Origin of the sequence: Peribacillus sp. FSL K6-1552, assembly GCF_038005205.1 — a bacterium.
Lineage (GTDB): Bacteria > Bacillota > Bacilli > Bacillales > DSM-1321 > Peribacillus > Peribacillus butanolivorans.
On the sequence record NZ_JBBOST010000001.1, the window covers coordinates 4746761 to 4769164 of the forward strand.

Below are 22404 nucleotides of genomic sequence, written 5' to 3' on the forward strand. Positions count from 1 at the left end.
GAAAACGGTACATAGAGAGGAATGGTATTTGTTTAGAGATTCCCATACAAGTAAAATAACCAAAAAGCATGATTTCCGCGGAAATCATGCTCCTTTATATTTATAGGGGATAAATCGGAATAATTAAATCCCGCCTGCAACGCCGATTTCTTCGCCTGTGATGGCTCCTGCACCGTCTGAGGCTAAGAATACAGCTGTAGCACCAATTTCTGAAGGCTCTAGTAAACGTTTGATCCATTGTTTACCTAGGATGTGGTGGTTTAGAGCCTCTTCTACAGTTGTTCCATCTTGTTCTGCAAGTTTTGGTAGTTGTTTTTCGATTAATTCTGTACGTACTGGGCCTGGCTCAATCGTATTACATGTGATACCTTTCAATGCGTTTTCTAATGCTGTTACTTTCGTAAATCCAACTTGGCCAAATTTAGCAGCACAATAAGCAGATTTATAAGCATCTGGAATTCTGCCATGAGCTGAGGAAATATTAATAATACGTCCTTTTTTCTGTTTTTGCATAGCTGGTAGAGCATGTTTAGTTAATAAGAATGTTCCTTTTAAAATAACATCATTTACAAGATCCCATTTTTCTACAGGGAAGTCTTCAATTGGAGAAATGAATTGAAGTCCTGCATTATTGACTAATACGTCAACTGTACCTCGTTCAGCAATGACTTGATCGACAGCAGCTTTTACGTTTGGTTCGTCTGCTACGTTTACTTTGTAGCCTTTTGCATTGCCTAGTTTTTCAGCTGCATTTATAGCTGCTTCTTCATTTAAATCAAAGATTGCTACAAAATCTCCATTATTGATGAAAGATTCTGCAATAGCGTATCCAATCCCTTGTGCCGCCCCTGTTACGATTACTGTGCGTTCGTTTGTCATAATCCCTATCTCCCTTTGTTCGTATTTTCGATTTAACTTTAATGTTTAGTTACTCGTTTCCAAATAAGTTTGTCTTCTGGATGAAGACCATTGAAAATAACCACTTGGTCTCCCTCAATTTTCGCGATACGAGGCTGAGCCTGATTAAGCCAAGTTGGATTCAAACTGACATCCATATGATGTATTAACTGATGGTTTTCTTCATCTACTTCAAACTGTCCTGAATAGGCCAAATACCCATGCGCAGCTGTAGCCATTTCTTCTAGAGTCCCTGTGTGCAAGTCACCAGATTGATAAGCAGGACGCCCAGATGCCATGAGTTGAGCTGACATAAAGCCATCTGGATTATACATAATGAAACCTTTTGCATCTTTACCCAAAGGATAAATCACGTGTCCATCAGCGTCTTGCGTTTCATATGAAACCAATGACCATGTACCAACTACTTGATCACGTATTGATTTCTCCATTCTTAATCACCTCCTTGAAATGTGGTAGCCTTCTTACATGTAAGCTTGTCCTGTACCCGTTTTTCGATTTCTGAGTAGTAGATAGACTTTTTATCACTAGATTTTTGTAATTAATAGAACATAATACCAATCACCAATGCGACGATTAGTCCGATTATGTTTGGTAATGTCATGCTATAGAAAGAATATTTAAAGGCATTTTTATGATTCAAGCCTGTTAATGCGAACAATGAGAGAATAGCACCAGCATGTGGTAAGCCTGTAAATACAGATGAAGCAATCGCTGAAATACGGTGCATCGCATCTGGATTCACGCCCATAGCTAGATAAGACTGCGCGAATGCCTCCATCGCAATTCCTAGTCCTCCTGATGAAGAACCTGTAATGGCACCAAGTGCGGCTGAAGCGACTGTTAAGCTAATTAATGGGTTACCCGGAATTCCTAAAATGAAATCTGAAATCACTTTAAACCCTGGTGCCATGGTAATCACTACACCAAACGCAACAGTTGTTGCTGTGAAGAAAATAGGCGTGATCGAACCATTCGCACCTAAGCTAAGTGCTGCCTTGTGTGACGGAATGTATTTGTGGAAAAATACAGCCGCTACTATAATTGCTGCCGCCAAGCCAATTAATACGATATTGGCAACCTTCATTGCACTCCCTGTAAAAATAATAATAATTAATATAAGAATCGGTAAAATACTTATAAAGAATGAAGGGATTTTTTCTTTTAAAATGGCTTTACCTTTATCTTCTTGTGCATAAGTAGCAAAAGTTTCACCATTTGCCAAGCTTTTATTCAATGCATACCTTAAATAAAAGATCCCTACTACAATGGCAACAATTGTTGCGGCAATCCCCATTAAAGGAGCTGCAGTTAAAGTAGTGCCTAAGTAAGTCGTTGGGACAACGTTTTGAATCGATGGTGTCCCAGGAAGCATCGTCATTGTAAATGTCCCAATCCCCATAAATACGGGAATAACGACTAAATTCCATCCGATATTTAATTGCTTAAATAAAGGTTTCGCTAATGGAACCACCACAAATAAAACGACAAATAAACTAATACCACCGAAAGTTAAAATAGCGCTGATCGCATAAATGGCAATTAATACGGAAAAGGGTTTTTCTGTACCTGTGATGGATAGTACCTTCTCTGCGATTGCCTGTGCTGCGCCACTTTTCTCTATATACTGTGCTAAAATTGCACCTAATAAAAATACGCCAAAGAAATTTATTAAAAAGCCCGTTAGCCCTGTCATAAATGATGTTTCATTTCCAATTAAAGAAGGAAAGAAATTCATGCCATTCGTCACAATGACAACAATTGAGGCAAGCGGGGCAATAAATACGATGCTAAAACCCTTCATTGCTAGAATGACGATTAGAGCAATCGCAATTAAAATACCGATTGTACCCATAATGTGTTTTCTCCTGTCTCTATCTTTATTTTGTAAGATAAATTCGCATGTAGTGTATATTGCTATAACTTAACCATTTCAACTCAGTAAGAAGTATCATTCATAAAAAAACACCAATGAAAATTTTCATTTGGTTTTCTTTGGATCACTACTTCATTATTTTGTTAAACAGACAAAGATTAAAATTTCCCCTTAACAAGTGCGTGCAGCACCACCGTTTTAAGTTGTTTCATGAACCATACCCCTTTCATTTCCCCCTGGACATAAGCATTTGTTACGTTCCTGTTTCCCCATCCCCCTAAATTAAATGAGTTACGAATTGTTTTAAGCAACAACTACTATTCAAATATAATATTTTAAAAAATATAAGTGAAATATATAATAATGATATATTCTATAAATTTTAGTAATAAATAAGGGCGTGATTGTATGGATTTTAAACAAATACAGTATTTTACCGAAGTCGTTAACCAAGGAAGCTTCTCTAAAGCTGCTGAACACTTATTTTTATCACAACCAAACATCAGTAAAACAATAAAAGATTTAGAAAAAGAACTGGATGCTAAGTTGTTAACTAGAACCACAAGGAAGATTGAACTGACCGATACAGGAAAATTACTCTATCATTACGGGCAACGCATTTCCCAATCCATCGAGCATTTTTATGACGAATTGGATGATATTAAGAATAGTAAAAAGGGAAATATAAAAATGGGCATTTTTTCAACACTTGGAACGGACATTTTCTCTGAACTCATGGCTCTATTTCACATAGAATATCCTCTTATCACTGTCCGATTCGTTGAGGATGGTGCCCTTCATTTAAAAAATACATTACTTAATGGCGAACTAGATTTAGTAGTAATGCCCTTACCCCTTGATGATGAGTTTGATAGCATTCCATTCATGAAAGGCGATTTACGTCTTGTTGTTCATCAGAACCACCCACTTGCCAATCAAGAGACCGTATCCTGGGATAATTTAAGAGAAGAAAGTTTCATCATCTTTCGGGAAGGCTACCAAGTTCATGAATTAATCATGCAAGCATGTAAGCTAAACGGCTTTGAACCAAACGTTATTTGCGAAACATCACAGTGGAAATTCATTATGGAAATGGTCTCCTTTAATCAAGGAATAACAATCCTCCCTCAAAGTGACCTAAAAGAAATTGATGTAAGCGAAGGAAAGATCAAAGTCATTCCACTTATCCCCCATATAAATTGGCAAATCGGTATCGCTTGGAAAAAAGACAGCTATATCTCCTACGCTACTAGAACTTGGATCGATTTTATTAAAACCAAGCTAGAAGCCAGCAAGAGAAAAGCCAAGTGATGTTTAGAAAACTTAATACCCATTATTTCCAACAGACAATAGTATTTTTATCGCTTTACACAAGGAAGAGACCACCAAATTGGTGGTCTCTTCCTTAGCGATTTCTTGGTTAATCATTCTTCTTTTTCATTCTCCTTCACCTTGTAATTTATCTCTCCAGGTTCTTTACAGAATGTTATTCCACTTCCCGGTTCGTAATAAAAGGTCTTTTTCAACGTAGAGCGTTCATAGAAGGTTGTGTGCAGATAGGCTGCTTGGTCTCTTTTGAATTCGAGTTGATTTGTACTCATCGAAACAGGTAAGCTGTGACCAAAGTTGGTATGAACCATAGTTTCTTTGTCGCTGATTTTTTCAAAGTGATTAATATGAATATAAGAAAGCCAGATCCCGCCGCCTTTTCGAAAGGAGCTACATGAGAACCAAGCCATTCCAAGCTGGGCGTTAATACAGATGGGCAGTTTGTATTTACCGCCGAGCACAGATTTTGCTCCGATAAGGGCACCATTAAGATCAGATCCAAAATAGTTCAGTGTGTCATTCAAAATTTCAAGTGGAGTTTTGATTACGAAAAACGTGTTCTTTCCTTCTATCACCCTTGTCATCTCCACTCCCTTTGAATCGTACTCAACCAGCATTCCAACCGTTTCCCTATTCATTAGATAACTATTTCGTATCATCATGTAAGTCGCCTCCCATTTAATATTTCATTAATAGGGGTATACTGAATATAGATCAGGTATACTCCTGCTCATGAGCCCTTAGGTGACTGTCTTCCCGGACTTTCTCCCCCTAAGGGTTTTTCTATTTTTAATTCACATTTTCCTCACCTCCTAAAAGAAGTGTAAAGACATCTTAGGTTAAATGAAATAATAGTGGACGCCCTTTGTAGGGCCGTAGATGTTTGATAAAAAGGAATCATCTTGTTTCCAAGAACAGGTCCTTTTTAATAGCAAAAGTTGGTTGGTTGATTGCTTCTTCAGAGGGGATATCATGATGTTTGTAGAGTAGATAAACGTATGAGCAAAGAAGATTCTAATGTTGAGATTTGGACTTGCGAGATTAATATTTTCTTCCCGAATAGGATAAAACTCTTCCCTGAAGTTGTAACTTTCATTTCTTGATATGCATTTCACATCACCTACGCGACCATTATCCTATTTTTCGCAATTTTTGTAAAACTGCTCTCGTTTGAATCTCTTTCAATTTTCATTACCTTTCTACCTAAATGACTAGTTAAATTGGGTTACTCTTAAAAAAACCCCATTAGAAAGCTATAATGATTGATTTCCTCATGGAAACTGGTAGTCAGTTTCAACATATAGTTGTTAACTTGTGTCTATTTTTAGAAATAATAAGCAAAAGCAATGTGAAAAGTGACTAGAAATGAAATTTCGGTGAACATATGATTCGAACGCAAAAAAGCCTATTTTTGATAGACTTTATTGGTTTCTATTATCTTTTTCCCACTCTAAGAATCTCCTTCAATCTATCTGATATATGTTTTACTTCAAAGAAATATGGCTTAGGAAGGCATCAAGAATAAACCAGATAACCCGCTTCACTATTATAGGGATCGTCTGGTTTATTGATAAATAATATGAATTGGCTACCACTTAATATGCCGTTTCGTTGGGTGTGGATCATTTTCAAGCAGGTATTGCTGTAAGGCTGAAAGGTCATCTGTGTTTACAAGGTCTACTCCTGCTTTTAGCATCTCATCCCATACAGCTTCACGGCTTGGTAACGCTGCATCTGGAGTTGCCCAGAAACGAACCATTTGACCGTTAGCATGCGCCGTTTTGACAATGTGATCCAGCTTTTCTCGTTCAGCTTGAGGCATCTCACCAACACCCTGCCATGTAAAATACTTTGTCCAGTTGTCACTGATAACAGGTATGAATTCATTAGGTGCATCAGATCCCAGGTCACTCATTCGGCCATCGAATGTGGCATAACGTACCTTCTGGTTTTCCATTAGCTCACGCGGTCGGTTTCCAGAAATAATGACAGTAACAGCACCTTGGTTTACCTTTGATTTTGAAAACTTTGTAAGCATTTTCTTGTATTCTACAAGTTGTTTATCAATTTCTTCATATGTAGCTTTGTCCTCGGATTTAATATCGATCCACAGTAAGAAATCCTGGTCACGATTTTTGTAAACAGAGCCTCTGTTTTGCTTCACTTTTTCTTTTAATGGATCTAAATAAAGGGACTGAAGTGTTCGCTCTGGTTTAACATTGATTTCATCATGGGCTACTAGTAATTCACCGTCTTTTAGCCAGACGTCCGCTTCTACACTTGTGAACCCATGATCCAGTGCATCATAGAGAGGACGTGCATGCTCATAATCATTGTGTGCGTGCGCTTTTGCAAGCGGCACTATAACTTTAGGTTCCTTCTTAACCTGTTCAGCGGAAGCATTTATTGATGAAAAAGGCATAGCAACAGCAACAGCTAAAGACATCGTTAGCCACCATTTATTCATATTCATTTTCCTCCTCTTTATCATTTCACTTCTATCGTAGCTTTTTATTCTAAGAAAACAATGGTATTTACAGAACCTTAACGGAATTTGAAAAAAGTGTTTACATGAAATAGTTCTTTTACACAAAAACAAGCGTAACTGAAATGCTCAGTTACGCTTGTTTTAAGAGGGTAATCTAGGTAAACCGCTAAACAAACAAAAACAGGATAGCTGACTATCCTGTTTCTGTTAAGAAAGTTAATCACAATTTATATATGGTTTTTAAGCATTTACGAAAATCGGCTCTTTATTTTCAGAAAAATAAAAATATATTGACGAAATGGAAAATGATAGTTTACTATCTATATATAAATAAATTTACGAACATCATTCGATAATGTCGAACGGAGGAAGATAATCGTGACTGAACGTCTTATCCAATCAGTGGAAAGAACTGCTGATATCCTTGAATTGTTTTTGGTCTCTGGTCCAGAATTAAGTATCAAAGATATTAGTCAACAACTTAATTTATCCAAAAGTACGGTTCACGGGCTGATCAAAACCTTAGTGCATAGAGGATACCTTCAACAAAATACAGATAATTTAAAGTATAAGTTGGGAATGAAACTTTTTGAACTAGGTAATTTCATTGGCGAACATCTTGATATTGGAAAAATTGCTCAACCAATCATTAAGAGTTTAGTAGAGGAACTGAAGGAAACGGTTCATCTGGTTGTACGTCAGCGGGATGAACTCATATACGTTGAAAAGGTAGAAGGACCGAGTGCTCTCAGAATCTATTCACATATTGGGAAGAGAGCTCCGATTCATTGCACAGGTGTAGGTAAAGCTATTCTTGCCTATCAGGATGAAAAAGAGATTGACAGAATTTTATCTTCGTGTGATTTGGAACCGTTTACAGAACATACGATGACTGACACAAAGGAAATTAAGAATCATTTAGGATTAATACGGGAGAAAGGCTATTCGATCGATGATGAAGAAATCGAGCTAGGGCTTAAATGTGTCGCAGCTCCCATTTTTGATAGCAAAGGAACTGTCATCGCTTCAATCAGTTGTGCATCTCCTAAAATGAGGCTTAGCCAAGAGAGGCTTCCAGAGGTAATCGCAGGAATAAAAAATGCTGCCTTTGAGATTTCAAAATGTCTGGGCTATAAAGATAATTCGCAATGATTTGAACATAGAGTGATGAGTGTTTTCATAATTAGGAGGGATTTATTTTGTCAAAAGTAAAAGTTGCTGTACTTGGCTCAGGAAATATTGGTACCGATCTTATGATAAAACTGGGACGCTCTGAAGTGTTAGAGTTGACTACTGTTATAGGGATCGATCCAAAATCTGATGGATTACTTCGCGCGAGAGAATTAGGTTATGTGGCCATTGATAATGGTATAGATGGGTTTCTGGAACAACCAGAGTTGGCTGACATTATCTTTGATGCAACATCTGCAAAGGCCCATATCTATAATGCAAGAGTGTTAAAGGAAGCAGGAAAAAAAGTCATTGATATGACACCAGCTGCTGTAGGAACATTAGTAGTTCCAGCCGTAAACCTCGGATCAAATATAGAGGCAGATAATATCAATTTGATTACATGCGGGGGTCAGGCGACAATCCCAATGGTCCATGCCGTAAACCGAATTAGTCCAGTAGAATATGCTGAAATTGTTGCCACGATCTCCAGTCGAAGTGCAGGACCTGGAACTCGGGCGAATATCGATGAATTTACCGAAACTACTTCACGTGCAATTGCAGAGGTTGGCGGTGCTAAAAAAGGAAAAGCCATAATGATCTTAAACCCTGCTGAACCTCCAATTCTCATGCGTGATACTGTTTATACTCTTGTAGAAGAAGGGACATTGGACGAGGAAGCTATCAAGCAATCTATTGATGAAATGGCTAAAGTTGTTCAATCTTATGTTCCTGGTTATCGTCTCCGCAGTGAACCTATTTTCGAGGGGAATAAAGTGACCATCTTCCTTGAAGTTGAGGGTGCTGGGGATTACCTGCCAAAATATTCAGGAAATCTTGATATTATGACAGCAGCAGGCGTTAGGGTGGCAGAAGAGTTTGCAAAAAACCAATTAATGAAAGCACCAGTTTGAGCTGTGGAAAGGGGCCTATAACACAATGACGAATAAAAGAGATATCTATATCACTGAGGTAGCATTGCGAGATGGAAGTCATGCGATCGCTCATCAATTTACTGTAGACCAAGTACTTAAAGTTGCAAAAGCATTGAATGATGCAAACGTTCCTTATATCGAAGTATCTCACGGAGATGGTTTAGCTGGATCATCCTTACAATTTGGTCTATCACGAACGAATGAAATGGAATTAATCGAAGCGGCTGTTTCTGTAGCTGATAAATCTAAAATTGCTGTTCTACAAATCCCAGGCATTGGTACTGTAAAGGAGTTAAAGGAAGCTGCAAGATTGGGAGCAAAAATGGCTCGTATCGCTACACATGTTACAGAGGCAGATGTGGCTCTTCAACATATTGCTGCAGCAAAGGAACTAGGAATGGAAACAGTCGGATTTTTGATGATGTCTCATATGGCCCCAGTTGAAAAATTAGCTGAACAGGCAAAGTTAATGGAAAGCTATGGAGCTGATACTGTATATGTGGTCGATTCAGCCGGAGCACTACTTCCAAACCAAGTTCGCGAAAGAATTCATGTCCTAAAACAAATTGTAGACATAAATATCGGTTTCCACGGTCATAACAATTTGTCCCTAGCTATGGCTAACTCATTAGTGGCTATTGAAGAAGGAGCTACTCGTATTGACGGCAGTGTTCGGTGCTTAGGTGCTGGTGCCGGTAATACGCAAACTGAGGTACTTGTTGCCGTTCTTGAACGGATGGGAATTCAAACAGGAGTCGATTTATACAAAATGATGGATTTAGCAGAAGACATTATTGCACCGATTCTGCAAACTCCGCAAGAAATTACAAGAGACAGCCTAACACTTGGTTACGCTGGGGTATACTCAAGCTTTGCCCTTCATGCAAAACGCGCAGCTGAAAAGTTCAATATTGATTCTCGTGATATTTTAATTGAATTAGGTAAGCGTAAAGTGGTCGGTGGCCAAGAAGATATGATTGTGGATGTGGCTGCAGAAATTGCAAAAGAAAAGCATAAGGCTGTTTCACGTTAAGATACTTAATTGATGCTAGGTCATGATATCGATTACGAACTTAGTCTGGAAAAAGTTTTCTTCTATATTAAAAAGTGAATGAATAATGCTCACTTCCTTCATTATCTCCATGGATACCTCTTTAGGTATCTTGGAAAATCATTTTTGTAAGCGCTTTTCTAGTTGAATTTAAGCCATATTCATGAGACGGGGGTTTTTTATGGAACTAATTATTATTCTTCTATCGCTTGGATTACTAATGTTTGTAGCTTATCGCGGGTTTTCGGTTATACTTTTTGCTCCACTCTGTGCGTTATTGGCCGTCCTTTTAACCGACCCAGGTCATGTACTTCCATTCTACTCCAATGTTTTCATGGCGAAGATGGTAGAGTATATTAAATTGTACTTTCCTATCTTCCTATTAGGCGCCATCTTTGGGAAGGTAGTTGAAATGTCAGGATTAGCAAAGTCAATTGCCGAAACAATCATTAAAGTAGTTGGTCCTAAACGATCCATGTTAGCCATTGTATTGCTTTGTGCGATCTTAACTTACAGTGGCGTCAGTTTAGTTGTGGTAGCTTTTGCTGTTTATCCATTTGCGGCTAATTTATTCCGTGAATCCAATATTCCGAAACGACTTATTCCTGGTACCATTGCTTTAGGAGCATTTACATTTACAATGGATGCTTTACCTGGTTCTCCGCAGGTTCAAAATGTTATTCCGACTACCTTTTTTAAAACAGATATTTACGCTGCACCAACACTAGGTTTCATAGCGGCTTGTATCGTTTTTATTCTTGGTATGTCGTATTTAGATTCTCGTCGTCGTAAGGCAGAAAAAATGAATGAAGGATATTATGGTTTTGCAGGAGATGCAAAAACAGAAATGGCCGCTGCGGCTGAGGCAGAGAAATTGCCAGTCGTCTCATTAGAGGCTGAGTTTTCCGTCGCCCGTCAAATCATTGCTTTTATTCCGATTACTCTCGTTGGTGTTATGAACAAGGTATTTACTATCTATATTCCAAAATGGTATCCTAATGGATTTGATTTTTCTGCTGTTGGGATGGATGGATACGCAAAAATTGAAACATCCCAAGTTGTGGGAATATGGTCTGTTGAAATGGCTTTAGTGATTGGGATACTCGCTACTATCGCTTTTAACTACAAAGGAGTCTTGACCGGTGCTAAAGCAGGACTGTCAGTTAGTATAGGCGGCGCTTTATTAGCTTCGATGAACTCTGCTTCTGAGTTTGGATTTGGTGCTGTCATCGCATCTCTTCCTGGGTTTGCATTAGTTCGAGATGGTCTTTCTCAAGCTTTTACCCATCCGCTGATAAATGGTGCTGTGACAACAAATATTTTAGCTGGAATTTCCGGTTCCGCAACAGCTGGGATGTCGATTACATTAGGAATTATGGCAGACAAGTATATTGAACTTGCCAATCAGTTTGGTATTCCACTTGAGGTTATGCACCGTGTCATCGCATTAGCTTCCGGAGGGATGGATACTTTGCCTCATAACGGAGCTGTTATTACCTTGCTAGCGGTAACAGGATTGACACACCGCCAATCTTATCGAGATATTTTTGCTATCACAATCATAAAAACCATCACAGCATTCGTTGTAATTGGAGTCTATATGCTAACTGGAATTATTTAATAATAGTACGGGTTTTAGTTTATAAGACTTAACAGATAGGTAGAGCTACAAGTAGACAACGTCTAATATTCAGACAAGTCTACTTGTTTTTTTAGTAGAGGGGGTTGATGAAAAATTACAAGAATTTCTTATTAATTTGCCAAAAAGGAAAGAGTTAAATTATTCATGGGCCATGAAGTAATCATTCCCGTTTTAATAATCCGTCTTTATAAATAGAAAAAAATGAACCAGTGCACCTCGTTCAAAAAGCGACACGCACTGGTTTATTTTACTGCTGCTTATTTGATAAGGAGTGAGACTAATGAAAACAAGTGGCATTTTTTCTATATCAACCTTTCCTCAATCCACCCTTATTAACTCCAAAATTTGATTAAGGTTATCCTTTGTTGTTATTCTGCCATTTTTATTTCAATGGCCAAATTGCGTAAATAATTTAATAAGGGCCGTACTTCCTCTGGAGCTGTTGTGTCAGTAAATGAGAAGGACTGTTTCTTTTTTTCATTTACTATATCCAGCTGATATGAAAACGCGTCCGCTCCTTGAGCTTTAGCTCCGACCATTTTACTTAGATGAGGATTAGAAAGATCAGCTGTCTTCATTAAGTTCTGTAATTCCTCATTTTTCCCCTTCGGCAATTCATTTGTATCTATCTGAAAATTCAAGTCGAGGTTGGCAAATCCCCCTATGCAGCTAAATTGGATATGCATGTTGAATGAAGCCTCCTATTCATAGAATATGACTACTCAGGCAGTCCAACCGCTTTGAAAGCATCTTCAATTGTTTTTATAGCTGTTTCAGTAACTTCTCCACTATCAACAAGTTTTTGCGCTGCCTTGATAACAATTTGTACGAATTGATTGAAATTTGCCGTTGCAAATAAATTCTGCATGACATTGAACCAAATCAAAGCTGCTTTGTCCGTTCCAATCTCCATAGATACAAGATAAAAAGCCTTGTTTGGTATCCCACTATTGATATGGACACCATGATTATCTCGCTCTCCTCGATAGAAGTTCTTCATATGATCAGGTTGCATATCTTTCCCCATTAATTTATTGTCAAATGCAGTACCTGGAGCTTTCATGGAACGGAGAGCTTGTCCCTTTAGTGTTGGTCCCATTATATCAGCACCGATTAACCAATCCGCCTCTTGTGCTGATTGCTTTAAATGAAATTGTTTGATAGTCACTCCAAACACATCTGAGAGATGTTCATTCAAAGCCCCTGACTGGCCTTCATACTCCAATCCACTGGTGAACTGCGTAACTCCATGTGTAAGTTCGTGTCCAATTACATCGAGTGAATTTGCAAAATTGCTAAAAATAATTCCATCGCCGTCACCAAATACCATTTCATCTCCGTCCCAATAGGCATTTGTAAATTTATCCCCATAATGAACGTTCAGAATAAGATCAAGGCCTTGGTTATCTATTGAATTACGGTGTAAAACATCCTTGAAATAGTCACGCACAACTCCACTATAATCATATGCAAGGTTAACTACAGAATCCCCACTTGATCGATCTCCTTCTTTCCTAGCCTCATTCTGTCGGAGTTTGGTCCCTCCTTTACAATCATAAACATGGCGAGCAGATTCACCTTTACGTTCTGATCCTGCATCAGTTAAAGCAATAACACCGTTAATATCATATTCTTTCATGATTCTACGTCTGCGCACTTGACGGCTTTTCGCTAAACTGATCCGTGCTGCTTCTACTTCATTTTGTGCCAAATTCTCAAGAATGTAGTTAGGTACAATGAAACACTGGCACAGCGATTTCGAACAATCTTTTTTGGACATATTTGACACTCCTTCATAATTTTTTTACAAACAGCGCGCCTAGTCTTCACCGTAATTCATGGTAATTAGTAGATTATTGATCCCTCAACCTTTGAAAATGCTGCTCTCCTATTTCTTCCACACATTTCTATAGATTACTTTCGCCACACTTACCTCATTTCCCTCCATTCCATCCTTAGTTCCAGTTGTATAAGGCTATTAAATAACAGGGAAGTTTAGTTGAAGTGGGAAATTTATTTAAATAATGATAATGCGCGGTAGAATAACTTTAATTTCCTTTTTTTTATAAAACTTCATATTTTTCTCACAATTCTTTTTTATCATCAATATAAGTGAATTTACTAGTACTATTCAAAGAAATAGGAGGTCCTGTATAAATGGAAACTGTTAAAACAAAAACTACTATACAAAATCAAAAAGAAACAAACACCTCTCTGTATAGAACAGTATGGAGATGGCATTTTTATGCTGGAATTATTTTTGCACCCTTACTTATTATTCTTGCAGTTACTGGATCAATCTATTTATTTAAGCCGCAGATTGAAAAAGTGCTTTATCAAGACTACCAAGAAGTTATTCCGCAAGGCGATAAAATACCAGCATCCCAGCAGATTGAGAAAGTGAATAAACTATACCCTGATGCAGTGGTGACAAAGTATCATCCCGGAGAAAATGCCTCCCTTTCGAGCGAAGTTAGCATTACTTCTAATAATGAGTCTCTTACAATTTTTATAGACCCCTATACAGGTAAATCTATTGGAGAGTTAAATGATGAAGACAGAATTATGGATAAAATTGAAGAAATTCATGGTGAACTAATGGCGGGCACCTTGGGAGATAGAATTGTAGAGTTAGCTGCATGTTGGGCGGTTGTGTTAATTGTTTCTGGTCTTTATTTATGGTATCCCAAAAATAAGCTAAGTCTTTCTGGTGTTCTTTTTCCAAGAATAAATAAAGGGAAAAATATTTTTAGAAGAGATTTACATGCAGTACCTGCCTTTTGGATATCAGCAGGAATGTTATTTTTAATTATGACAGGTTTACCTTGGTCAGGTTTTTGGGGAAGTAATTTTCAATCTTTAGCTACCAATTCTGGATCTGGGTATCCTCCTTCTATATGGTCAGGAAGTGCTCCAACATCCTCAATTAAAACAAAAGATATTGCAGATGTACCTTGGGCAGCAGAAAATTTAGATGTACCTATCTCAGATATTCAAGGTTTTATCCCACTGTCCATTGATGATGTAGTTACGATAGCGAATCGTGAGGGTATGCATCCAAGTTATAGCATTAATATTCCACAAGAAGCGGATGGCGTTTATACATTGTCAGCTTTCCCACCGAAAGCACAAGATGAAGCAACTATACATATTGACCAATATTCCGGTGCGGTTTTAGCTGATTATCGTTATGATCATTACGGTTTTATTGGAAAAATAGTTGCATGGGGAATTACCTTGCACAAAGGGACTCAATTTGGTTTGATTAATCAAATATTCAGCCTTCTTATTTGTTTAGGAATTATTCTTGTTGCCGTTAGTGGTTTTTATTTATGGTGGAAGCGAAAGCCGAAAAAAGGATTAGGTGCACCTAAAGCTCCTCATATAAAGAACATGAAATCCTTTCTAATTCTGTTAATAGGTCTAGGAATTATGTTTCCTTTGGTTGGTTTGTCGCTTATTATTGTGTGGCTAATTGACTGGTTAATTATTAAAAGAGTATCTGTAGTTAAGAAGTTTATGAATGCATAATTCGAAATGTAAAGGGTGGCTTTTGCTGTGAAAAAAAATATATGTATTTTTTCAATCTTTATTTTCATCATATTGCTAAGTGCATGTTCACTTGAAAAGGATGTCACTACTCTATACAAAGAAGAAACACCTCTTGAATCGGAAATAATCATACCAGAATCCTTTTCAGCTAATACACAGGAGACTATAAAGGCTGTTCTTACTCAAGGTGGTAAAAGGGTTGTAGGCGCAGATTTTGTTCATTTTGAGATATGGAAACAAGATGGCTCTCTCAAATATAGTATGGAACAAGCTGAGGAAGAGGGAAACGGCACATATAGTTTAAGGAAAAACTTTGATAGTGATGGTCTATACTATATAAAAGTACATGCTAGTAACGATGGTTCAATAATTATGCCTCAAAAACAGTTTATCGTAGGAAAAATTTCTGAAAGTGATTTAAAAATCTTGCAAAAAGGTATGCAAAAACAAGAAGAAAGTCATGAACATCATCATTAAATTTATTTAAAAATCCGGTTTTCTTTGAAAACCGGATTTTTTATGGATATTTGCTTACCGTTGTAAATCCGTTTTTTGTTGTTACTACTAATAAAAGGGATAATAATTTTGGCTATTATTTTTCTTTTCTTACGCAACCAACGGATCAGGTTAAACTCAACAAGAAAAGTGGAAGGTAAATCCAATTAATAGTATTTTTATGTTAAAGTTGCAATGTGCTACGAAATAGATTAAATTATGGAACGATATACAGGGAGGAATGGGACAATGGAAAATAAATGGCCAAAAGAAATGAAAGTAGCGCAAATCCGAGTTGCACGTCCTACTGATCAACTAAAAAAGGTTGTAAACTTCTATTGTGAAGGCTTAGGCTTGAAAAAAATCGGTTCTTTTGAAGGACATGAGGGATATGACGGTATAATGATTGGGCTTCCCAATTCAAACTATCATTTAGAGTTTACTCAACATAAAGATGGCAGTCCTTGTCCTGCCCCAACAAAGGATAATCTGCTTGTCTTCTATATTCCTGAAAGTAAAACCATAGAAGAAATCACAAATAGATTGAAAGGTATGGGCTATGATTCAGTATCTCCAGAAAATCCATATTTGGGAAAAGTCAGGTATTACAATTGAAGATCCAGATGGTTGGAGAATTGTATTAATGAATTCACCCGGCATAGGAAATTAAAATAAAAAAAACTGCAATTGAAAAGTAAGGTTATCTGAGCATGTCATTAAAAGGATTACATCTTTTCCTCATTCAACCAACGGGTGCGATTCTTTAATAGGAATCGCTTTTCTTATACTAACAGGTGCTAGTTCTATAGAAGACCACAATAAGTAGTCTCTTATATTTGTTCAAAAATCAACAGCATTACTGTCTAACAAAGCCTAAAATAAAAAAAGCCTCAACTCCTTAAAGGAATTGAGGCTTTTACTAATATTTATCATTTGAGCAGGAAAGTATGCTTTCTTCCTGTTCAATTAAAGTATGTTAAATAATACGAGTTGTAACGATGCCTGCGATTTGTTTGATTTTTTCCTCTAAACCAGGAATGATATCGCCGTTTACTTCACCGTCAATGTCAATCATCGTATACGCGTATCCCCCACGGCTTCTGTTAACCATGTCAGCGATGTTCAAATTATAGTCTGATATAGCCAGGGTGATCTGCCCAACCATGTTTGGAACGTTTTCGTGGAAAGTTGCCACACGACGCTTTCCTGTATAAGGAAGGGAAGTGTTTGGAAAATTCACTGAGTTTTTGATGTTCCCTGTTTCTAAAAACAACTTCACTTGACGAGCTGCCATAATAGCACAGTTTTCCTCTGATTCTTGCGTAGAGGCACCAAGATGTGGGATTGGAACTACATTTTTCATTTTCAATACATTTTCATTCGGGAAGTCTGTAATAAACCTGCCAACTTTCCCGCTTTCAAGTGCAGCTTCCATATCCGTTTCATTCACAAGCTCACCACGTGAGAAATTCAAAATATGAACGCCCGGTTTCATGATGCTAAATGTTTCTTGGTTAAACATTCCTCTTGTATCATCAGTTAATGGCACGTGTACAGTAATATAATCAGATTCAGCAAACAACTGTTCAATCGTCATAGCGCGCTGTACATTGCGGGACAAGTTCCAAGCTGTATCGACAGAGATGAACGGATCAAACCCAATCACATCCATGTCTAAACCTAGTGCATCATTAGCTACAAGCGCACCGATCGCTCCTAAACCGATTACACCAAGAGTTTTTCCCTTGATTTCTTTTCCAACAAATTGTTTCTTTCCTGCTTCTACAAGCTTTGGAACTTGTTCTCCTTCACCTTCTAACGTCTTAGTCCAGGCCACACCGGCAAAAAGGTTACGAGATGAAGCCATTAAAGAGGTTAGTACCATTTCTTTTACAGCGTTAGCGTTAGCACCAGGGGTATTAAAAACAACAATTCCTTGCTCTGTGCATTTGTCGACGGGAATATTATTGACACCCGCTCCGGCCCTTGCGATTGCTTTTAAATTATCGCCTAATTCTAATGCATGCATGTTAAAGCTACGAAGAACAACAGCATCAGGATTTTCACTGTCATTGTCGATAGTAAAGTTATCCTTATTGAATACATTTAACCCGCTTTCAGCAATATTATTTAAGGTTTTGATTGTTTTCAGTTTTTCTAAAATTAATGTGCTCATATTATTTCTCCTCTTTTAATTTATGATAGTTTTTAAATTCCTAAATTAATTAACAAGATGTTAAGCAAGCTACTAATCAAATTTCATAAAAATCTGTGTATTCTCTAAAAATGGATTTAAGTCTTCACTATCCTCTCCTAATAAACAGAAAGAGGCAAGGGATAATTTCCCTTACCTCTGCCCAGGCGAACGGCTACGACACTATATGCTCCCTCACGGTTATCCGCGTTTCGCCAGTCACACATAGTCTTTTTAATTAATTATATTTTATCAAATTCTCCAGCAACCTTCAACTACAATTTTAAAAGGTTATCCTATTTCAGTTCCTTTGGCAGAATTTTTTAGTAGAATTCCCCATTGCTCAGTCCCCTTAGCAAGAAGAATATTCTTCTAATAGATGTTCTTCTGGTAGTTCAATATTTTTCTTTAGCTCTTGTATTGGAAGGGTTAAACCCTTAAGCAGGTTTAATAGCTTTTTCCATATCTTGCTGACGCCAGTACTCTTCAATTTCTTCTAAAGTTTTCCCTTTGGTTTCTGGTGTTTTATAGTGAATAAATACGCAAGCAACTATTGATAATACTGCGTATATTAAGAAGACATTATTTCCAATGACACTTAACAATGGCGGGAAAGTATACGAAAAAAGAAAATTCAATGTGTACTGTAAAAATGTAATGACTCCCATTCCGATCGCTCTTGCTTGCAAAGGTAACACTTCAGGTATGAATAGCCAGAATACAGGACCTAGACCGATTCCAAACGCGAATACGTATAAGAACACACATACCATACTAAATATCGTAAAATCTGAAAATAGTGCTAAACCGATTAGTGGTAGGACCTGCCCGCCAATACTATAGATTAATAATGTTTTTCTTCCCAGTTTATCAACAATGAATAACGATATAGCCGTGGAAATAACTAAGGCAGTACCTATCCCGAAGTTGGCTATATTCGATCCGCTCCACCCGTTAATTTCCACTCCTTCAAAGATGATTGGAGCAAAGTATACTACTGCATTAATCCCAGTGAAGACCTGAAAAAACGTTAATATGAAGTTCATATTTAGAATCTTTTTATACTGTCCAACTAAATGTTTGAATCCGACAGTTTGCTGTTTTAGTGAATAATTAATATCGCTTATTTCATCTTCCACTTCTTTCTTCGATCCTCTTAGTTTCATTAATACTTTTCTTGCACGTTCTTCTTTTCCAGCAGTCATTAGCCAACGTGGACTTTCGGGTGAGATTAGCATCCCAATCGTAAAGATTGCAGCAGGAATAATACCTATTCCTAGCATGATTCTCCAAGAACCACTAGCAGAAAGGGAAGCTCCTACAATGTAAGCACTTAAAATTCCGACATTTACACTTAATTGATATAATGCACCAATTAATCCTCTGATTTTAGGTGGAGCTAATTCAACCAGATATATCAACGAACACATATTGGCTATTCCGCATCCGATTCCAAGGATAAATCGCGATCCTATTAAAACGCTTACATTAGTAGCGAAGGCACAGCCAATAGACCCAACAATAAACGTGATGCCTGCTCCTATTAAGAGCGATTTCCTTCCTAATACTTTAGATAAGGAGGTTGAAAGAACAATAGCAGGCAATGCTCCTAAAAGAAGGAAACTTACAATCAATCCTTGGCCGGCCGGGCTTAATCCAAATTCCTCGGTAATAAAGGGAATCGCTGGAGAAATGGCACCAGAATCAAAACCATATAAAAGTCCAGCCAAGCCACCAAAAATTGCATAAACATACATAATATTCGGAATTTTTTGCAAATAACTCACTCCTTTTAGATTCACTAATTAAAGTACACCTTTTTTCAATATAAGATTCGCATACTGTGCACGTTCACTTGTAGCGATAATGGCATATGCCGCCTTACTTCTTTCGTAAAAATCCGATCTTTCGATTTTTTCTATTTGGACAGGAAAGTCGCTCGTTTTTTTTATTATATCTTCATAGGTCTACCAGATTACAGGGTTTTTTTCATCGCCTTGAACAGGATTCATCAGCATGACTGGAAACGTAACATACGTATCTAGTGGAAAAAATTCTAATATGGCCCGTAAAAAATCAGCAACGCCATGTCCATGACCATTGATTATCCGGTTGGAATGACTTGCAGCCGGATAGTTTCCGTCTGCAAGTACAATCTCATCACCGTGCCCCATCTCCATCATAACTTTCATCAATTCTGGAGAAATAATAGGCGGGATTCCTTTAAGCATTAGTCAAAACCTTTTCACTTTCTTGAACAAATTTGTTCGTTAGTGTTCCAAGCTTTTCGATTTCAACAGTGACCACATCTCCTGGCTGAATATAAACGCGCTGATCAGCCGGTAAGCCTAATACGACTCCTTCAGGTGTACCTGTTAAAATAAGATCTCCCGGCTCTAACGTCATGTGCTGGGAAATATAACTTACGATTTCTGCGCATGAAAAGATCATATCGGAAGTATTAGAGTTTTGTCTTATTTCATTATTTACGTACGTTTTCAAATTAAGGTTGTTTGGATCTCCTACTTCGTCCGCTGTCACTAAGAAAGGTCCTACTGGACTAAAATCATCACAGGTTTTTCCAAGAAGCCACTGCTGTGTTCTCATTTGCAGATCTCTTGCAGACAAATCATTGACTGTACAATAACCAAAAACATGAGAAAGAGCAGCTTCTTGTGTTACGTTTTTTGTCTTTTTGCCCATTACAATTCCCAGTTCAACCTCATAGTCCAGTTCATTCGTTACATTTGGTATAACAATTTCACTTTGATGACCTGTTAACGTATTATCAAATTTGTTAAACAAGATAGGCACTTCAGGATACGGTGCATTGGTTTCATCTGCGTGTCTTCTGTAATTCAATCCGACGCAAATGATTTTATGAGGTTTTGTAACACTAGGACCGTATATAAGCCCTTCCTCTTCAATAGCGACTGCACTTCCATTTGTGACAGCTTCATTAACCTTTATTTCAAAATCTTTTAGTTCGGATTGATTGAATTCAATTACTTGCATCACATCTGTTACTATATTGTTCCATTCATTCTTCTTAGCAGTTTCTTCGATATCTATTAAGTTATTCTCAATCTGAACAGCCAGTTTCTGATTTTCACCTTTTATAAAAGTAGCTAGTTTCATAGTTTCATTCTCCTTTTATGCATTTTTCCCAAAAACAACTCCGCCATCAATATATAAAGGCGATCCCATCATGAACGTAGACTCATCTGAGGCTAGAAATAGTGCAGCCTTTGCCACATCACTAGGTCTTCCTAATTCTCCGCTTAACTGTCTTTTCTTGATCGTTCCGATTGCAATTTCAGGATCGTCATATGAATTTTTCAAATAATCCTCAACAAATGGAGTTAAGATGGTGCCCGGCAATAAAGCATTTACTCGAATATTATAAGGGGCATAGTCCACTTGCATGGCTTTTGTCAGAGCAAGTACAGCGCCTTTCGTTGCTGAGTATGCGGCACGTTTAACTAAACCCATTTCCGCAGCGCAAGACGACATATTGATGACTACTCCACTTTTTTGTTCCATCATATAAGGAAGCGTGTATTTAGAGGGTAAATAAACCCCCTTCACATTTACACTCATAATTCGGTCCCAGACATCTGGCTCTACTTCGTCCACTCTACCCACATTGCTGATTCCTGCATTGTTGAATAGAATATCTATTTTTTTATACGTCTCAATAATCTGTTGTATTGCAGATTGAACCGCTTCAGGATTCGTCACATCTACTTCGTAAAATGCTGCTTTTCCGCCATTTCCTTCTATTTCAGAAACTGTTCCTTGCCCATTTTCAGCATGAATGTCTGTGATGATAACAAATGCGCCTTCCTTTGCGAATAAACGGGCTGATTCCTTGCCGATACCGCTTCCTCCGCCAGTGATAACTGCTATCTTGTTGAGTAGTCTCATAATGTTACCTCCTGTTCATGATTCATATGATCTTCAGGCTGTGCCGCTTTAACCGTTAATCCGCCATCTACCATTAACAGATGCCCATTGATTTGCACGGCTTCATCAGAGGCTAAAAAGACAACAGAATCACCAATTTGTTTTTCTGTACCAAGTCTCTTCATTGGATTCGCTTCAATCTCTTTTGCTAGAATTTGAGGATCTGCCAAATATTCATCACACATATCCGTTGCAACGGTGCTCGGTCCGACTGCATTTACATTAATATTGTATTTGCCTAACTCAATCGCCAAGGCCTTTGTTAAATGCGAAGCTGCTGCTTTTGATGAGATATAATGCGGGATTACTGGACTTGTCACAAGAACACTCGCAGTTGATGTAATATTAATGACTTTTCCATATTTATTTTCGATCATTTTTTTCGCCGCTCTTTGGGTTGTCAAAAAGATCGATTTTACGTTCGTCTGATAGGTATCATCCCATGTTTTCTCTGAAAGACTCAAAAAAGGTTCAAATGGAGCAATACCAGCATTATTCACTAGGATCTCTACCGATCCTAACTCTTTTTCCACTTGGTCTATCATTTGGTCAACTTCTTCTTTCACCCCAACATTTGCTTTCACAACAATCGCTTGAATATGAAACTCTTTTTCTACTTTTTCTTTTAAAGCGTTTGCTTTTTCAAATGAACCTGGTGATGTATAATTGATAGCCACATTAGCGCCTTCTTCAGCTAATCTCATGACAATTGCTGCTCCAATCCCTCGGCTACCGCCTGTGACAAGAGCTGTTCGATTTTTTAATTTACTCATATATAGATCCTCCTT

19 protein-coding genes, 2 pseudogenes and 1 riboswitch are annotated in these 22404 nt (G+C 37.7%); of the genes and pseudogenes, 8 read left to right on the forward strand and 13 right to left on the reverse strand.

Annotated features, from left to right (window positions below):
• Positions 1–123: 123 nt before the first annotated feature.
• The 3 genes from NST21_RS22800 to NST21_RS22810 all read right to left on the reverse strand — a co-directional run bounded on the left by NST21_RS22800 (position 124) and on the right by NST21_RS22810 (position 2773).
• Entirely contained in the window at positions 124–879 is a 756-nt protein-coding gene (locus NST21_RS22800) for a 3-hydroxybutyrate dehydrogenase (protein ID WP_340891434.1), read from the reverse strand.
• Between the two features lie 38 nt (positions 880–917).
• Positions 918–1349, reverse strand: coding sequence for a lipocalin-like domain-containing protein (locus NST21_RS22805; RefSeq protein ID WP_340891436.1), 432 nt, complete (start codon positions 1347–1349; stop codon positions 918–920).
• A 110-nt stretch (positions 1350–1459) separates the two neighbouring features.
• Positions 1460–2773: a GntP family permease gene (locus NST21_RS22810; protein ID WP_340891437.1), complete on the reverse strand. Its 1314-nt coding sequence runs from the start codon at positions 2771–2773 to the stop codon at positions 1460–1462.
• A 429-nt stretch (positions 2774–3202) separates the two neighbouring features.
• Between NST21_RS22810 and NST21_RS22815 the strand changes: the two genes are divergently transcribed.
• On the forward strand, positions 3203–4105 hold the full coding sequence (locus tag NST21_RS22815; protein ID WP_340891439.1) for a LysR family transcriptional regulator: 903 nt from the start codon (positions 3203–3205) through the stop codon (positions 4103–4105).
• Between the two features lie 113 nt (positions 4106–4218).
• Here NST21_RS22815 and NST21_RS22820 read toward each other — a convergent pair whose 3' ends face one another.
• Positions 4219–4785, reverse strand: a complete 567-nt coding sequence (locus NST21_RS22820; RefSeq protein ID WP_057219804.1) for a competence protein ComK — start codon at positions 4783–4785, stop codon at positions 4219–4221.
• A 926-nt stretch (positions 4786–5711) separates the two neighbouring features.
• Positions 5712–6590, reverse strand: a complete 879-nt coding sequence (locus NST21_RS22825) for a phosphatidylinositol-specific phospholipase C/glycerophosphodiester phosphodiesterase family protein (protein WP_340891440.1) — start codon at positions 6588–6590, stop codon at positions 5712–5714.
• 399 nt (positions 6591–6989) lie between these two features.
• Between NST21_RS22825 and NST21_RS22830 the strand changes: the two genes are divergently transcribed.
• The 4 genes from NST21_RS22830 to NST21_RS22845 all read left to right on the forward strand — a co-directional run bounded on the left by NST21_RS22830 (position 6990) and on the right by NST21_RS22845 (position 11388).
• On the forward strand, positions 6990–7763 hold the full coding sequence (locus tag NST21_RS22830) for an IclR family transcriptional regulator (protein ID WP_340891441.1): 774 nt from the start codon (positions 6990–6992) through the stop codon (positions 7761–7763).
• Positions 7764–7810: 47 nt separating this feature from the next.
• Positions 7811–8695 carry an acetaldehyde dehydrogenase (acetylating) gene (locus NST21_RS22835; protein WP_340891442.1) on the forward strand — a complete coding sequence of 295 codons (885 nt, stop codon included), beginning with the start codon at positions 7811–7813 and terminating at the stop codon, positions 8693–8695.
• A 25-nt stretch (positions 8696–8720) separates the two neighbouring features.
• Positions 8721–9749: a 4-hydroxy-2-oxovalerate aldolase gene (gene dmpG, locus NST21_RS22840; RefSeq protein WP_340891443.1), complete on the forward strand. Its 1029-nt coding sequence runs from the start codon at positions 8721–8723 to the stop codon at positions 9747–9749.
• Positions 9750–9948: 199 nt separating this feature from the next.
• Positions 9949–11388: a GntP family permease gene (locus tag NST21_RS22845; protein ID WP_340891445.1), complete on the forward strand. Its 1440-nt coding sequence runs from the start codon at positions 9949–9951 to the stop codon at positions 11386–11388.
• Between the two features lie 389 nt (positions 11389–11777).
• Here NST21_RS22845 and NST21_RS22850 read toward each other — a convergent pair whose 3' ends face one another.
• Complete coding sequence (locus NST21_RS22850) at positions 11778–12095, reverse strand: protealysin inhibitor emfourin (RefSeq protein WP_340891446.1); 318 nt, start codon at positions 12093–12095, stop codon at positions 11778–11780.
• 32 nt (positions 12096–12127) lie between these two features.
• Positions 12128–13189 carry a M4 family metallopeptidase gene (locus NST21_RS22855; protein ID WP_340891447.1) on the reverse strand — a complete coding sequence of 354 codons (1062 nt, stop codon included), beginning with the start codon at positions 13187–13189 and terminating at the stop codon, positions 12128–12130.
• Between the two features lie 377 nt (positions 13190–13566).
• Here NST21_RS22855 and NST21_RS22860 point away from each other — a divergent pair, with 377 nt between their 5' ends.
• From NST21_RS22860 to NST21_RS22870, 3 genes and pseudogenes are all read left to right on the forward strand, one after another.
• The gene (locus NST21_RS22860) at positions 13567–14940 is read left to right on the forward strand and encodes a PepSY-associated TM helix domain-containing protein (protein WP_340891449.1); all 1374 of its coding nucleotides are present in this window, start codon (positions 13567–13569) and stop codon (positions 14938–14940) included.
• A gap of 27 nt (positions 14941–14967) precedes the next feature.
• On the forward strand, positions 14968–15438 hold the full coding sequence (locus NST21_RS22865) for a FixH family protein (protein ID WP_340891450.1): 471 nt from the start codon (positions 14968–14970) through the stop codon (positions 15436–15438).
• A 267-nt stretch (positions 15439–15705) separates the two neighbouring features.
• Positions 15706–16126 (forward strand): annotated as a pseudogene (locus tag NST21_RS22870) (VOC family protein).
• Between the two features lie 306 nt (positions 16127–16432).
• Here the strand turns inward: NST21_RS22870 and NST21_RS22875 are convergent.
• The 6 genes and pseudogenes from NST21_RS22875 to NST21_RS22900 all read right to left on the reverse strand — a co-directional run bounded on the left by NST21_RS22875 (position 16433) and on the right by NST21_RS22900 (position 22389).
• Positions 16433–17632, reverse strand: a complete 1200-nt coding sequence (locus tag NST21_RS22875) for a phosphoglycerate dehydrogenase (protein WP_056530109.1) — start codon at positions 17630–17632, stop codon at positions 16433–16435.
• Between the two features lie 172 nt (positions 17633–17804).
• Positions 17805–17883: riboswitch (ZMP/ZTP riboswitch) on the reverse strand.
• Positions 17884–18087: 204 nt separating this feature from the next.
• On the reverse strand, positions 18088–19428 hold the full coding sequence (locus NST21_RS22880; protein ID WP_340891452.1) for a sugar porter family MFS transporter: 1341 nt from the start codon (positions 19426–19428) through the stop codon (positions 18088–18090).
• A gap of 27 nt (positions 19429–19455) precedes the next feature.
• Positions 19456–19881, reverse strand: a pseudogene (locus NST21_RS22885) (RbsD/FucU family protein).
• Entirely contained in the window at positions 19874–20788 is a 915-nt protein-coding gene (locus NST21_RS22890) for a fumarylacetoacetate hydrolase family protein (protein ID WP_340891453.1), read from the reverse strand. The pseudogene NST21_RS22885 and the gene NST21_RS22890 overlap by 8 nt, the downstream one beginning before the upstream one ends.
• Positions 20789–20803: 15 nt before the next feature.
• Positions 20804–21577, reverse strand: coding sequence for an SDR family NAD(P)-dependent oxidoreductase (locus tag NST21_RS22895; RefSeq protein WP_340891455.1), 774 nt, complete (start codon positions 21575–21577; stop codon positions 20804–20806).
• Positions 21574–22389, reverse strand: a complete 816-nt coding sequence (locus NST21_RS22900; protein WP_053347605.1) for an SDR family NAD(P)-dependent oxidoreductase — start codon at positions 22387–22389, stop codon at positions 21574–21576. The genes NST21_RS22895 and NST21_RS22900 overlap by 4 nt, the downstream gene beginning before the upstream one ends.
• Between the last annotated feature and the right edge of the window lie 15 nt (positions 22390–22404).

Coding starts and splice junctions, on each gene's coding strand:
- NST21_RS22800 (WP_340891434.1), bottom strand. CDS start 879: ATGACAAACGAACGCACAGTAATCGTAACAGGGGCGGCACAAGGGATT.
- NST21_RS22805 (WP_340891436.1), bottom strand. CDS start 1,349: ATGGAGAAATCAATACGTGATCAAGTAGTTGGTACATGGTCATTGGTT.
- NST21_RS22810 (WP_340891437.1), bottom strand. CDS start 2,773: ATGGGTACAATCGGTATTTTAATTGCGATTGCTCTAATCGTCATTCTA.
- NST21_RS22815 (WP_340891439.1), top strand. CDS start 3,203: ATGGATTTTAAACAAATACAGTATTTTACCGAAGTCGTTAACCAAGGA.
- NST21_RS22820 (WP_057219804.1), bottom strand. CDS start 4,785: ATGATGATACGAAATAGTTATCTAATGAATAGGGAAACGGTTGGAATG.
- NST21_RS22825 (WP_340891440.1), bottom strand. CDS start 6,590: ATGAATAAATGGTGGCTAACGATGTCTTTAGCTGTTGCTGTTGCTATG.
- dmpG (WP_340891443.1), top strand. CDS start 8,721: ATGACGAATAAAAGAGATATCTATATCACTGAGGTAGCATTGCGAGAT.
- NST21_RS22845 (WP_340891445.1), top strand. CDS start 9,949: ATGGAACTAATTATTATTCTTCTATCGCTTGGATTACTAATGTTTGTA.
- NST21_RS22850 (WP_340891446.1), bottom strand. CDS start 12,095: ATGCATATCCAATTTAGCTGCATAGGGGGATTTGCCAACCTCGACTTG.
- NST21_RS22855 (WP_340891447.1), bottom strand. CDS start 13,189: ATGTCCAAAAAAGATTGTTCGAAATCGCTGTGCCAGTGTTTCATTGTA.
- NST21_RS22860 (WP_340891449.1), top strand. CDS start 13,567: ATGGAAACTGTTAAAACAAAAACTACTATACAAAATCAAAAAGAAACA.
- NST21_RS22875 (WP_056530109.1), bottom strand. CDS start 17,632: ATGAGCACATTAATTTTAGAAAAACTGAAAACAATCAAAACCTTAAAT.
- NST21_RS22890 (WP_340891453.1), bottom strand. CDS start 20,788: ATGAAACTAGCTACTTTTATAAAAGGTGAAAATCAGAAACTGGCTGTT.
- NST21_RS22895 (WP_340891455.1), bottom strand. CDS start 21,577: ATGAGACTACTCAACAAGATAGCAGTTATCACTGGCGGAGGAAGCGGT.
- NST21_RS22900 (WP_053347605.1), bottom strand. CDS start 22,389: ATGAGTAAATTAAAAAATCGAACAGCTCTTGTCACAGGCGGTAGCCGA.